Genomic DNA, 12062 nt, shown 5'->3' with positions numbered 1-12062 from the left:
ATGAAGGGCATCTATTCATGGCGCTACTTCTAGCTGTACCTACGATCATTGTATTCAACCAATCCGCCGTGTCTCAACAGAACTCGACGCCTGCCCTCACAGGCGCGGAAATGCGCCCCCGTGGTCAGCGCGAGGTTAAGGACGTTACTTTTGGGGACTGGAAAAAAGTCTGCTTCAAGCCCGGTGGGGCAAAGGTGCTTTGTCGCACGTCGATCACCGGGACCTTTTCGACCGGTCAAATGGCTGTCCGGCTCGACATCACAGAGCGCGAAGGCGATGCCGCCAGGCGGATACAGATATTCTCTCCAGTCGGAATGTACCTGCCGAACCCGGTCGAACTCGTCATCGACCAGGGCAAGCCTCACCGTTTTCCCTATACCTGGTGCCTGACAAACGCCTGTGTCGCAGGCGCGAAAGCCCCTTCCCCGCTGATGAAAGAGATGAACCAGGGGCGGATCCTCCGGCTGCAATTCGTGGATTCAAGCCTCTTGGTACTCACCACATCGATACCGCTCAGCCCGTTTTCGGCCGTTTACAACGGCTCTCCGGCGCAGACGTTTGAACAGGATATCGACGAATGAATATACCGGAATCCGCAATCAGACAGACATCGGCATTTCTTCATCCCCGCATACCAAGTCTTTCGGCGGCGGAAACGAGCTCTGCAAACGAAACGACCTGCATCTTCTCCATGACCTGATGGCGATGCGCCTTTATCGTGCGCTCGGTTGTTCCTAGCTCATAGGCGATCTGCTTGTTGATCTTCCCCCGTACCATCAAGTCGAACACCTGCCGTTCCCGCGGTGTGAGGGACAACAAGAGCCCGCGAAATGAAGCAAGCTCGTTGCGTTGCCCGTTTTCCGCCTCCAGGCGCAGCAACGCACGCTCGATCGCATCGATCAGCTGCTCCGACGTCACTGGCTTCGTCAAAAAGTCTTCCGCACCGGCCTTGATAACCTGCACAATCGTTGCAGCGTCGAGGTGCGCGGTGACGAACACGATCGGCATGCTGGAGCCGAGTTCGGTCAACTGACTTTGTAACTCCAGACCGCTCAAACCGGGCATCTGTACATCGAGCAGAATGCACCCCGGCCTCACATTGAACGGCATTTGATCCAGCAACTGTGTCGCTGATGCGTATACAGCTACCTCATAGCCGGCCACTTTCAGCCGCCGCTCGATCGCTGTTCGATACGAAGCATCGTCGTCTACAACGTGAACGAGGCCCGGCATTTTACTCGAACTCCGATCAATATGGCGAAAGGCACTGCTGAAGCATCAATTCTGGTCGAACGTCCTACGCATCGCGCCTGACCTTCTCATCGACGCGTCATTGTCCATACGATACCGAAAATGGGCCGAACGCATTCAGGATCGAAATATGCATGTCGCGAGGAGGCATCGCCTCCTATCCTAAGCACCGTATAACGCACCGTTATGTCGTTCTTTGGTGCAATGAACCTTGAGACAATGGTCGCAGGTTCCAGCTTATTCTTAAATCTACTTCAGCGCGAGCGGTAAAAACATGTTGTTTTTGTCGCAGTGCAGAATTTATGGAAGGCCGTTCAGTAAAAGTGAGGAGTGGACCATGTTTGCTCGCACGACAATGAGCCCGACGCCACGCGCAAACTCTCTCCGTGACCTCGGCCTGGACAGCGCTTCAAATCCCATCGTCAGTCTGAATGAATTCACGTATAAAAAGCGCTCTGAGATCTACGGTGAGAAAGAGCCTGCAGAATACGTCTACCAGGTGAAATCTGGCGCCGTACGAAGCTACAAACTCCTCTCCGATGGCCGTCGACAGATCGGCGCATTTCATCTCGTCGGCGATATTTTCGGATTGGAGAACGGTGGAGAGCATCGGTTCACAGCGGAAGCGATTGTCGACACCACCGTCCGCCTCATCAAGCGACAAAGTTTGGAGATCGTCGCTGAAAATGACGCCATGGTCGCCCGTAATCTGCTCAGCATGACCACAAGCAACCTGCAACATGCGGAAGACCATATGCTTCTGCTTGGCCGCAAGACTTCGCTGGAACGGGTCGCCGCCTTCTTGCTTGAAATGGACAAGCGGCTGACGGCCGCCGACATTATGGCGCTGCCGATGTCGCGCCGCGATATTGCTGATTATCTCGGCCTGACGCTGGAAACTGTTTCACGCGTATTGTCTCGGCTGCATGAACTCGGCACCCTCAGCTTTATCGGCAACACCCAACGTCAGATCGTGCTCACGGACCGGAATCGGCTCGCTAGTCTCGATCTTCAGAGTTGAAGCCAGGGGCACCGATTCTGGCGAGATGATCCAGTGTCTTGCGCAGCACCTCGAACAGGACTGCGGCTGACCAGCCAAACATGAGTATGCCGTTCATGGCAGTTATCGGCCCGATCAGCCGCCAGGCCTGCACCGGTAAAACGTCGCCGTAACCAAGAGTGGTATAGTTCACGAAAGCGAAATAGAGCAGATCGCTCCCCTCCGGCGCAGCACCGACTATTGCGTAGGCCAACGCCCAGGCAAGCGCTTCCAGCGTGTGCGCAATCATCAGCACGGCTGCCACCTCGACCATCACGACCATGAGGTGAACTCTCGGTCGCACCGTATGTCGCAAGCCGGCTTTGCGCGCAATGTCCACGGCGCCGACGGTCACCAGCGCGTGGATCACGATTGTGGTCACGGATACGATCAAGCCGACAACGAACTGAAGCGCCATAACCTGCCTAGCCTGCGGGGTATTGACCGGCCGTATTCAGCTTTTCGGCGTAAACGCGCCGGTCATGGCCTTCATTGTCGATTCACCGATGCTCTTGGCTTGGTCTGTCAATGACCGCATCTGCGATTGGAAGAATTCGGATTGAATCTTCATCGTGTCCTGCACATCTTTGGCGTGAATCAACTGTTCGCAGAGGTCGAAGGTCGCCATCACATTGCGCTGCATGTGGTCGCAATACTGCTTCGCGTGTTCAGCGGTCGGTAGCTGCGACGAGGCCAAACTCTTCTCCAGCATCTGAAAATAATCGGCGCTTGCCTTCCGAAGCTTGCCAAGGTTTTCGGTCAGCAGCGCCCTGACGTTGTCGTTGATTGTGTTCTGGCTCGTCATTGCGTCCTCCTCCTGTGATAGGTCTGCGATTATCGTAGAGCACCAAACCAGGCGCCGAAGTAACCGGCATATAGCGCGGGCACCTCCAGATTCATCGAATGTCCGATGCCGGGCACGACGACGAGCCGGCAATCCGGCATTGTCGCTGCCATGGTCCGTAAATCGGGCAATGGAATCCACCCGTCGCGTTCGCCCCAGAGCACCAGATGCGCATGCCGGATTTCCGGCATGCGGCGCTCCAGTTCTCCGCTTTCCTTCTCACGGTTGAGATTGATCGGCGTCCCAATCCAGACGCCTTCAGACACGCCAAATGTCTGGTCGATGATCCGGTCGAACAGCGCCCGGATTTCACCAAGCCCCTCGCGGAAACGTGGGATCGCGTTCGGCGCCATGCTCTCCGGCACGAAGAGCGAGGACGCCGCGGTGGCCATCACCGTCCGCGTGAGTTGCTTGCTTGCCATCATGGCCCGGAAAAGCCCGATCTGATCGGCGTTAAAGGCCAATCCCAGCGGCGTCACCGGATCGAGGGCCAATACTCGCCCGAACCGCTGCGGCTGCATCAACAACATCCGCGCCGCAATGATGCCGCCGGTCGAATGCGTTGCGAGATGGCAGAACCTGATGTCCAGCGTATCGAGCGCAGCGAGCATATCCTCGGCGTGCTGCTGCATGGAGTAATTACTGTAGTCGCTTGCAGGCTCCGGTCGGTCGCTGTCGCCGCAGCCGCGCCAGTCGATCCCGATCACACGCAGCCCTGACGGAAACAGAGGTGCGGCCAGTTCAATCCAGTCCTTGCTGGCGAGATTGCCGTGGAGAAAGATCACGGTGACATCGCCCGCTCCCCATTCGCGCCAGCCCAGTGAAACCTCGCCCGCCTGTACTCTCGGCATGAGCCGGACCTATTTGTTTAGACCAGCGGTCGGGGCTGCACCGGGCGGTGTCGGCGCCACCGGGAGCACCGACGCAACGGCGCCCCTGATCATGCGATCCGTCCCGAGCGGCGAGCTGGTATCGACCTTTCCCTTCGTCACGAAGTCCACGACGTCGGCGGAATATTCAACGGGGTTATCCGTGTGGATAAAATGTCCGGTCTCCGGATAGATCTTGAGCATCGGCCGATTGCCGGCATTGGTCATACGCGACATGAACGGCGTGATGACGTCGCGTCCAAGGTCGGTCAGCCCGTTGAAGGCAGGCGTCGGGATAAACGGCTCCTTGTCGCCGAACGCCAGAAAGATCGGCGCCTTGATCTCGGTCAGCCGTTCGTAGAGGTTCTTCGGATCATCCTGCTGCAGCTCAGCTCCGATGGTGTAGATATCGAAGATGAAGACGTTGCACCATTGCTCGAGCTCCTTCGGGTTACCCTTGGTGAGCCCGACCCGCTGCTCGGTATGCAAGCGGGCATATTCGCTGTCGCTGAAGAAGTAGCCGCTCTTCGCAGCTGACACGGCCCCGGTCTCCGGATCGCGTTTCTTGAAGTAGAAGAAGTCGCGGATGCCCTCCTCTGGCCGGGCGATCTCTGCGGCCAGGATCCCGGTCTGATCCCATGTCTGCTTCCACTTGGCGAAGTCGCGGCCGAAGGATTCATCGAACAGACGCGCCTTCTTGTCCTTGGCGATCGTGACGTCGCGCGGATATTCCTCAAGACCGGAAGGCGCTTCGAGCGCAAGACTTTGCACCGCGTCGGGCCAGGTCAAGGCGTAGCCCATCACAAACTGGCCGCCGAGAGAGTGGCCAAGGTAGTGCGCCTTCTTGACGCCCAGCTGGTTGACGACGAGATCATAGATCACCTCGCGCATATCCTGCATGGTGCGCGCCGGGCTCTTGTCGAGATTACCGGGCCCGGACATGCCATAATGAGGCAAGTCGGGAACGATCACGCGCACGCCGCTGCGCAAGGCATATTGCATAACATTGCCGTAATGCCCGCCAAATGCACCCTTGCCATGAATGATGACAAGAACCTTCGGATCCCTGTCTGTACCGGCATATTCGTCCATGTAGCCGATCTGCCAGGACGTCCCACGCTTGTCCTTCGCGGTCGCATATTTGACCGGATAGGGATAGGTCACGTAGTCCTTCCAGAACGATCTGGTCTTGTCGATGTTCTCGGCAACGCGGGGAATACGATAATTCTTGTCGACAAACTGCTGCGCCCGATCGAGGCTCGCCACATCGTCCATGAACGCGACGAATTTCGGATCGTTCTTGCGATTGTTGATGATCGGAAACACACCGTAATGAGCAACCGGACTCTCCTCGGAGATGAGGTCTGCGCCGGGAACGCGATCGACGGCGCGCTGGGCAAGCTTGAAATTCAGCCAGAGGTCGTTGGTGATATGCATCACCAACGTGCGAGCCTGAATACGCCCGAGGTTCTCATTGATATTGTAGGTTTCGCCAACGCGGTTGCGCCAGACCAGATCGACCGCATCATACATCTTGGAGCGGTTATTCACATTGAGACCGGCTTTCTCATTCGGCGGGTCCCAGTAGAAAACCTCGGGCTGGACCGACGCGAAACTCTGGTTCGTCCTGTAGCCGAAATCATAGCCGGTCAGACCTAGCACCGACCAACCGAAGGCCATGCCCGGCAGCGGGTGCTTCTCCTTCGGTAGCTTGTAGTAGTCGCCCTTGGTCGATTGCCAGACGGGGTCGGATTGGATCGCGGCCGTCATGAGCTGGAACGTCCAGTTGCCAACCGGGTCCCCCGCATCGGACTGCGTGGTGCCGCCGATCGGCATGATCGCGCCGATATACTCCGGATGCAACACGCCCCAAACATAGGTCTGCGTGCCACCCATCGAGACGCCGGCGACCAGCGCCACGCGTGCGACCTTCAGATGGTCGCGCAACATCCGATAGTTGGCCTGCACCATATCAAAGTAGCTGTATTGCGGAAATTTGATGCCAAGACCGTCCGAAGGCTTGCTGGCGCCCCAGGTCCCCAATGGATCGACCATGACAACATAGTAGCGGTCGGTATCGATGGGTCGTCCGGGACCAATGATCGGTACGCCACCTGATAGCGCGGCGCCCTTGACCCATTGCTCGTACATGTCGGTGGAGTCGCCGGAATAGTAGGAATTGATGACCACCGCGTTGGTGATCTCACCGGCGGCGTTGCGGCGCGGATTTCCGACTGCGACATAGGCCGTGCGTAGCTTACCGCCACCAAGGGACTCCAGCGTGACCCCGCCCTCGCCGCCGTCTTCCCACTTGGCGGGATCGTTGAGGTCATACTTACCGCCCAGCCGGAAGTTCGATATCTCGTAGTATTTCTTCAATCCATCATGCTGGACTTGCGATGAGCGGCGCGTGAAGGGCTGCGCGGCGGCTATCGCTGTGCCAACCAGCAGAATGATCAGGCTGACAGCACAACGTTTCACGGCATCTGCCCCGGTCATGACAGCGTCCTCCCAATGGTGTTTTGTAAAAGTGTTGGGCGGGACTGTCCGGAAAGGCTTGATCTAGCTCAACGGAATCGAATTTCGGGAGTTGAGTATCGCAGCGATCAAATCGCCAACCGGTCAGCGCAATGCCGTTCCTGAAGTATGGTTCGTATCGGATACGTTATGAACTCGACGGCCCGGAGGACGCACCTGTCTATGTTCTGGTCAACGGACTGACCCAATATGCCGAATTGTGGACCGCCTATCGCGACGCACTAATCGCAAGGCGCTTCCGCGTTGCGACATTCGATCTGCTTGGTCAAGGTGCGTCCGATAAACCCGCGCTCTTTATCCGTCAGGATGATCACGTCGCGGCACTCCACCTTCTGATCGAAGAACTAGGTGAAGGCCCGATTTTTCTTGGAGGTATCAGCTTCGGCGGTCTCATCGCACTACGCTATGCCATCGAACACAGCCAGCGGCTCGCCGGCCTCGTGCCAATGAGCTGCTTTGCAGAGCTCCCGCCTCAACTCTATCTGCTTGGCAATGCCCTGCGTACCGGATTGATCCTGGGCGGCACCAGCTATCTTCAGGACCTCTTGCTGCCCATGAATGTCAGCGATCAATGGCTGCAGCCGGTTGTCAAAACGCTCGACAAGGTCAAGCGTCAGGGCTGGCTGATCAATGACGTTTACGCGCTGCAGAATCTGATGGAGTCCTTCCTCGATTTCCAGCCGCTGACGTCGCAATTGCCCCAGATCCGCGTGCCGACGATGATCCTGAATGGAGAATTCGATTTTCTGACGCCACGCCCGCTTCACGAAACCCTGCGCATGCAAATTCCCGATAGCTCGCTCGTCATCATTCCGCGCGCCTATCACGCCTTCACGCTCGAGAAGCCAGCACTCACCGCCGACCTGCTCGCACGCTTTGCGGAGGATGTGCTGGCAGGTCGCTGGCAAGGCAAAAAGGCTGTCTATGTTGCACCAGAGGAAGCCGGTGGCGAGATCATGCCGTTTCCCGACGGCTACGACCACCTGCGTGCCATTCCGGTACAGGGAATGATACGATGAGCGGGTTCTTCGGGCCACTCGATACCAATGGCTGCGTGCCCGCGCATCAGCAGACGCGCGTGGCTGCATTCCTGGTCTCGGCCCATGGCGCGCTGGCGCGGCAGTTCGCGTTTGCCTTACCGCTCAAGCTGGATTCCGCATGGCAAACTGAACTGAATGCGCAGTTTTATCGTGAAACCGAGATGGTCTCCCTGTTACTGCGTGCCACATCATGGACTCCCGATTTTGCCCTGAGCTATCTGGTGGGATCCTGGGAAGCAACATGGCTGCCAAAGCCGATCGAGGGCATTCCCGATCAATCCCTGGCGCTGGCGGGCGATCTCGCCGCCCGCGCACATGCCATACATGCTGGCATCCGGCCGGCAGCCCTCTTGCCGGTCGATGCCAACGCGCATGATCCGTTCGTCACGGCCCTGCGCCGTATTGAGTTTGAAAGCGGCCGTCTGTTGCAGGCACAGATTCTTGTTTTGAAGGGCTCTAATCTTGCGCCCTTCCGCGACACCGTGAGCGTCGCCCTCGAACAACGACATACCCAGGTTCGCGAGCTCTGGGCGGATGCCCTCGAGGGCGTCGGCATTTCCATTCGCGAAGGAAATGATCGGAAGTCTTGACGCAGATCAAAGGAGCGTGGGGGTCATGGACCAACACTTCTGCATCGTCGCTCCCTCTTGATCGCCTGTCGACCGGAGCTCCCTCATGAAGGCCGTTTCCCTGGAAGAAGCCATTGCGGTGATCCCGGCCGGCGCAAGCATCATGGTCGGCGGGTTCATGGGTGTCGGCACGCCGGAGCGCCTTCTCGACGAGCTAGTACGGCAGAAGAAGTCCAACCTCTCCCTCATCAGCAACGACGCAGCCACGCCCGGAAAAGGCGTCGGGAAGCTGTTCGACGGCGCCCAGATAACGCACATGATAGGGACTCACATTGGGCTCAATCCGAAAGCTCAACAACAAATGCTCGGCAAGCAGATCACCGTCGATCTGATCCCGCAGGGCACATTTGTCGAGCGCATTCGCGCTGGCGGCTGTGGGCTTGGCGGCGTACTCACGCCAACCGGCGTCGGGACGCTTGTCGAAGAAGGCAAGCAGAGGATCGATGTCGGTGGGAAGACATATCTGCTGGAAACCGCCCTGCGCGCGGATTTTGCACTCGTGCAGGCATTTCTCGCCGACTATGCCGGCAACCTGTCTTACGCCCTCACGGCACGCAACTTCAATCCGGTCATGGCGATGGCTGCAGATACCGTGATCGTCACCGCCGAACATATCGTTCCGGTTGGCGTCATTGCGCCCGACCACGTCATGACCCCCGGCCCCTTGGTCGATTACCTCGTTGCGAACGGGTGACCCATGGATGCACAAACCATCATCGCCCGCCGCGTGGCGCAGGAGCTTCGACCCGGCAATCTCGTCAATCTCGGCATCGGCATTCCGACACTGGTCGCAAATTATGTGCCGAAGGGACTGCACGTCTACTTTCAGTCCGAGAACGGCCTGATCGGCACGGGCCCCATCCCAGAGCAAGGCATGGCCCATCCGCTTCTGACCGACGCTGGTGGCAAGCCAATCAGCGCCCTGCCCGGCGCCGCCACCTTCGATAGCGCGATGTCGTTCGGCTTGATCCGGGGTGGTCATGTCGATCTCACTGTGCTCGGCGGTTTGCAGGTCGATGCTGGCGGGCACCTCGCCAACTGGATGATCCCCGGCAAGATGGTGCCTGGTATGGGCGGCGCCATGGATCTCGTCAGCGGCGCCAAGCGCGTCATCGTCGCCATGCAGCATGCGGCCAAAGGAAAGTCCAAGATCGTCGCCAGATGCACCCTGCCGCTGACTTCGGCGCGGCCGATCGATCTCGTGGTCACCGATATGGCTGTCATCGCGTTTCCGGGCGGCAATGCAACTTTGCTGGAGACGGCGCCCGGCATCAGCATCGCCGAGGTGCTGGCGGTGACCGAGGCGGAGATCGCAGTCCCCGACAATGTCCCAGAAATGAAGCTGTAACCCTGCACAGGAACGAATAGCGATGCGAATTTTCAACGGATTCGACGAGCTGAAAGCCGCCGTCGGTACGGAGATCGGCGTCAGCGACTGGATCGAGGTGACACAGGATCGCATCAACAAGTTTGCAGAAGCAACCTGCGACGAGCAATGGATTCATGTCGACCAGGAGCGCGCGGAGGCAGAGATGCCGGGCGGCAAGACCATCGCTCATGGCCTGCTGTCATTGAGCTTGACGCCGATGTTCATCCGCTCGGTGATGGGTTTGAAGGGATTGAAAAACACGCTGAACTATGGCGCGGATCGCGTTCGCTATCTCTCCCCTGTGCCGGCCGGTTCGAGATTGCGTGGACGCGTCAGCATTGCAGAGGCCGAGGAAGTGCCGCCCAACGGTCTGCGCACCCACTATCGGGTGACGATCGAGATCGAGGGTGGCAAACGCCCGGCCTGCGTCGCGGAAGTAATTGGCCTGCACTTCAGCTGACGCAAGGCTCCGCGCGTCAATCGATAATGTGGTAGCCGCCGTCGATATACATCACGCTGCCGGTGATCAGCTTGGCGCCGTCGAGCGCAAGGAATGCCGTCGCCCGCCCTACGTCGTCGATGCTGACAAGACTGCGCGCCGGCGCCTGCGACTGGGCCTTGTCCATCAATTCATCGAACTCGGGAATGCCTGATGCCGCGCGCGTCGCCAGCGGCCCGGGCGAGATGGCATGCACGCGAATGCCCTTCGGGCCAAGCTCGGCTGCGATGTAGCGCACCGCGGCCTCAAGGGCCGCCTTCGCAACGCCCATGAGGTTGTAATTCTTCACCACCATCTGACTGCCGTAATAAGTCATGGTGAACATCGTTCCGCCATTCTTCATCAAAGGCTCAGCCAGATGCGCCATGCGCATGAACGACCAGCAGGATACGTCCATGGTCTTCTGGAAACCCTCGCGGTCCACGTCGACGACACGGCCGTGCAATGCGCCTTTGGGGGAAAAGGCAATGGAATGCAGCAGAAAATCGAGATGGCCCCATTCCTTCTCAATTCGCTCAAACACCTTTTCGGTTTCGCCCTCAACCATCACATCGAGCGGCATGAAGATCGGAGCCTCCAGTGCCACAGCAAGGGGCTCGACATGCTTCCTGGCCTTCTCGTTCAGATAAGTGACGGCGACCTCGGCACCAAGCGCCCGAAATGCCTTGGCGCAGCCCCACGCGATGGACTGATCGTTGGCAATACCGACGACGAGACCCTTCTTGCCTTTCAACGCGACGCTGGTCTCGGGAAATACCGGAATCGTCATGATACTCTCTCGCGTTTCTGATTTTGCATTTTCGGGTTCATCAGCAGCGTCAGCGTGTGCTGCGCAATCATCAACTCTTCGTCGGTGGGAATGACGAAGACCGGAACGCGGCTGTCTGCCCCTGAAATCTTGCTGGCATTTGCCGCATTCGCGGTCGGATCAACCGTGCCCCCAAGCCAGGCCAGCTTTTCAGCAATGCGGGCCCGGATCGTGGCCGAATTCTCGCCGATCCCGGCGGTGAACACGAAGGCATCGAGCCCCTGCAGTGCAGCCGCCAGCATGCCGATATGGAGGCCGACCCGGTAGACGAAATAGTCGACCGCAAATGTTGCGCGCGGATCGCCGCTGGTCTGGAGCTCTCGCATGTCATTGCTGACCCCGGACAGTCCTTTCAGACCGCAATCCCGATAGAGGAAATCCTGCACTTTAGAGACGGACATCCCTTTTTCCGCGATCAGATAGAGCACGACGCCCGGATCGAGTTGGCCGGCACGCGTTCCCATCGGGAGACCATCGAGGGCTGTAAAGCCCATCGTGCTCTCCACACTCTTTCCGTTCTTGATCGCGCACATCGAGGCACCGCTACCAAGATGGGCGACGATCACGCGCCCGCCAGCGACCTCTGGCGCGACTTGCGGCAGGCGCTTGGCAATATACTCGTAGGACAGGCCGTGGAAGCCGTAGCGCCTGATGCCTTCGGCATGGAGCTGATGCGGGATCGCATAGTAGTCCGCCAGCGCATCATGATCGCGATGGAAGGCGGTGTCGAAACAGGCGACCTGCGGCAGGTTTGGGAAGTTGTTTAGAATCGTCCTGATCGGTGCCAGATTATGCGGCTGGTGCAGGGGAGCCAGCGAGACATATCGTTCCAGCCGCCCCACAACGCCATGATCGATCAAGACCGGATTTGCATAATCCGGTCCGCCATGAACGACGCGATGGCCCACGGCGATGGGGTTGATATTCAGTTCATCGCGCAGCCAGGCACCCGCGACAGACATCGCCGCTGGCACATCTGCAACAGCCTCGATCGGATAGGCACGATCGGCCATCGGATCACCATTCTGGCCATTCGCGCGCAGCCGCGGACGGCTGCCGATCCCGTCGATCTGGCCCTTGATCCGCCTTTGTAAGTTCCCCTCTCCCTCAACCGAGAAAATCTGAAACTTGACGCTTGAGGAGCCGGCATTGACGACGAGAATAGTGTCCATGACT

The 12062-nt window shown here is 58.5% G+C and carries 14 protein-coding genes; 7 read left to right on the top strand and 7 right to left on the bottom strand.

Annotated features, from left to right (window positions below; all coding sequences use genetic code 11):
- The first annotated feature begins 17 nt into the window (after window positions 1–17).
- Window positions 18–581 carry an invasion associated locus B family protein gene (locus tag AB8A27_RS10245; RefSeq protein ID WP_441241807.1) on the top strand — a complete coding sequence of 188 codons (564 nt, stop codon included), beginning with the start codon at window positions 18–20 and terminating at the stop codon, window positions 579–581.
- A 40-nt stretch (window positions 582–621) separates the two neighbouring features.
- Here AB8A27_RS10245 and AB8A27_RS10240 read toward each other — a convergent pair whose 3' ends face one another.
- Window positions 622–1233 (bottom strand): response regulator transcription factor, encoded by a 612-nt coding sequence (locus AB8A27_RS10240; RefSeq protein ID WP_441241806.1) that lies wholly within the window; start codon window positions 1231–1233, stop codon window positions 622–624.
- A gap of 355 nt (window positions 1234–1588) precedes the next feature.
- Between AB8A27_RS10240 and AB8A27_RS10235 the strand changes: the two genes are divergently transcribed.
- Window positions 1589–2272 carry a helix-turn-helix domain-containing protein gene (locus AB8A27_RS10235; RefSeq protein ID WP_441241805.1) on the top strand — a complete coding sequence of 228 codons (684 nt, stop codon included), beginning with the start codon at window positions 1589–1591 and terminating at the stop codon, window positions 2270–2272.
- Here the strand turns inward: AB8A27_RS10235 and AB8A27_RS10230 are convergent.
- The 4 genes from AB8A27_RS10230 to AB8A27_RS10215 are packed head-to-tail and all read right to left on the bottom strand — an operon-like array spanning window position 2250 to window position 6502.
- Complete coding sequence (locus AB8A27_RS10230) at window positions 2250–2708, bottom strand: potassium channel family protein (protein ID WP_441241804.1); 459 nt, start codon at window positions 2706–2708, stop codon at window positions 2250–2252. The two genes, AB8A27_RS10235 and AB8A27_RS10230, sit on opposite strands and share 23 nt — an antisense overlap.
- A 36-nt stretch (window positions 2709–2744) precedes the next feature.
- Window positions 2745–3095 carry a phasin gene (locus tag AB8A27_RS10225; protein ID WP_441241803.1) on the bottom strand — a complete coding sequence of 117 codons (351 nt, stop codon included), beginning with the start codon at window positions 3093–3095 and terminating at the stop codon, window positions 2745–2747.
- A gap of 29 nt (window positions 3096–3124) precedes the next feature.
- On the bottom strand, window positions 3125–3985 hold the full coding sequence (locus tag AB8A27_RS10220; protein ID WP_441241802.1) for an alpha/beta fold hydrolase: 861 nt from the start codon (window positions 3983–3985) through the stop codon (window positions 3125–3127).
- 9 nt (window positions 3986–3994) lie between these two features.
- Window positions 3995–6502, bottom strand: a complete 2508-nt coding sequence (locus tag AB8A27_RS10215; protein WP_441241801.1) for an alpha/beta hydrolase — start codon at window positions 6500–6502, stop codon at window positions 3995–3997.
- A gap of 131 nt (window positions 6503–6633) precedes the next feature.
- Between AB8A27_RS10215 and AB8A27_RS10210 the strand changes: the two genes are divergently transcribed.
- From AB8A27_RS10210 to AB8A27_RS10190, 5 genes are all read left to right on the top strand, one after another.
- Window positions 6634–7560, top strand: a complete 927-nt coding sequence (locus AB8A27_RS10210; protein ID WP_441241800.1) for an alpha/beta fold hydrolase — start codon at window positions 6634–6636, stop codon at window positions 7558–7560.
- Entirely contained in the window at window positions 7557–8171 is a 615-nt protein-coding gene (locus tag AB8A27_RS10205; protein WP_441241799.1) for a hypothetical protein, read from the top strand. Before AB8A27_RS10210 ends, AB8A27_RS10205 begins: the two co-directional genes overlap by 4 nt.
- Before the next feature lie 85 nt (window positions 8172–8256).
- Window positions 8257–8904 (top strand): CoA transferase subunit A, encoded by a 648-nt coding sequence (locus AB8A27_RS10200; protein ID WP_441241798.1) that lies wholly within the window; start codon window positions 8257–8259, stop codon window positions 8902–8904.
- 3 nt (window positions 8905–8907) lie between these two features.
- Window positions 8908–9558 (top strand): 3-oxoacid CoA-transferase subunit B, encoded by a 651-nt coding sequence (locus AB8A27_RS10195; RefSeq protein WP_441241797.1) that lies wholly within the window; start codon window positions 8908–8910, stop codon window positions 9556–9558.
- Between the two features lie 22 nt (window positions 9559–9580).
- A complete protein-coding gene (locus AB8A27_RS10190; protein WP_092142907.1) occupies window positions 9581–10039 on the top strand; it encodes a MaoC family dehydratase in 459 nt (152 codons plus the stop codon).
- A gap of 16 nt (window positions 10040–10055) precedes the next feature.
- On the opposite strand, the gene fabI is transcribed toward AB8A27_RS10190, so the two are convergent.
- Together fabI and AB8A27_RS10180 are read right to left on the bottom strand one after the other, a co-directional pair.
- Window positions 10056–10847: an enoyl-ACP reductase FabI gene (gene fabI / locus AB8A27_RS10185; RefSeq protein ID WP_441241796.1), complete on the bottom strand. Its 792-nt coding sequence runs from the start codon at window positions 10845–10847 to the stop codon at window positions 10056–10058.
- Complete coding sequence (locus tag AB8A27_RS10180) at window positions 10844–12058, bottom strand: acetate/propionate family kinase (protein ID WP_441241795.1); 1215 nt, start codon at window positions 12056–12058, stop codon at window positions 10844–10846. Before AB8A27_RS10180 ends, fabI begins: the two co-directional genes overlap by 4 nt.
- Between the last annotated feature and the right edge of the window lie 4 nt (window positions 12059–12062).

Source organism: Tardiphaga sp. 768_D3_N2_1 (assembly GCF_052076105.1).
Classification (GTDB): Bacteria; Pseudomonadota; Alphaproteobacteria; order Rhizobiales; family Xanthobacteraceae; genus Tardiphaga.
The sequence above is the reverse complement of the archived record's forward strand: the minus strand, read 5'-3'. Positions and strand labels throughout refer to the sequence as shown.

Bases quoted from the DNA above. Each gene is read 5' to 3' on its own strand.
- AB8A27_RS10205 (WP_441241799.1), top strand. From the start codon at position 7,557: ATGAGCGGGTTCTTCGGGCCACTCGATACCAATGGCTGCGTGCCCGCG.
- AB8A27_RS10220 (WP_441241802.1), bottom strand. From the start codon at position 3,985: ATGCCGAGAGTACAGGCGGGCGAGGTTTCACTGGGCTGGCGCGAATGG.
- AB8A27_RS10190 (WP_092142907.1), top strand. From the start codon at position 9,581: ATGCGAATTTTCAACGGATTCGACGAGCTGAAAGCCGCCGTCGGTACG.
- AB8A27_RS10180 (WP_441241795.1), bottom strand. From the start codon at position 12,058: ATGGACACTATTCTCGTCGTCAATGCCGGCTCCTCAAGCGTCAAGTTT.
- AB8A27_RS10225 (WP_441241803.1), bottom strand. From the start codon at position 3,095: ATGACGAGCCAGAACACAATCAACGACAACGTCAGGGCGCTGCTGACC.
- AB8A27_RS10235 (WP_441241805.1), top strand. From the start codon at position 1,589: ATGTTTGCTCGCACGACAATGAGCCCGACGCCACGCGCAAACTCTCTC.
- AB8A27_RS10210 (WP_441241800.1), top strand. From the start codon at position 6,634: ATGCCGTTCCTGAAGTATGGTTCGTATCGGATACGTTATGAACTCGAC.
- fabI (WP_441241796.1), bottom strand. From the start codon at position 10,847: ATGACGATTCCGGTATTTCCCGAGACCAGCGTCGCGTTGAAAGGCAAG.
- AB8A27_RS10240 (WP_441241806.1), bottom strand. From the start codon at position 1,233: ATGCCGGGCCTCGTTCACGTTGTAGACGACGATGCTTCGTATCGAACA.
- AB8A27_RS10245 (WP_441241807.1), top strand. From the start codon at position 18: ATGGCGCTACTTCTAGCTGTACCTACGATCATTGTATTCAACCAATCC.
- AB8A27_RS10215 (WP_441241801.1), bottom strand. From the start codon at position 6,502: ATGACCGGGGCAGATGCCGTGAAACGTTGTGCTGTCAGCCTGATCATT.
- AB8A27_RS10195 (WP_441241797.1), top strand. From the start codon at position 8,908: ATGGATGCACAAACCATCATCGCCCGCCGCGTGGCGCAGGAGCTTCGA.
- AB8A27_RS10230 (WP_441241804.1), bottom strand. From the start codon at position 2,708: ATGGCGCTTCAGTTCGTTGTCGGCTTGATCGTATCCGTGACCACAATC.
- AB8A27_RS10200 (WP_441241798.1), top strand. From the start codon at position 8,257: ATGAAGGCCGTTTCCCTGGAAGAAGCCATTGCGGTGATCCCGGCCGGC.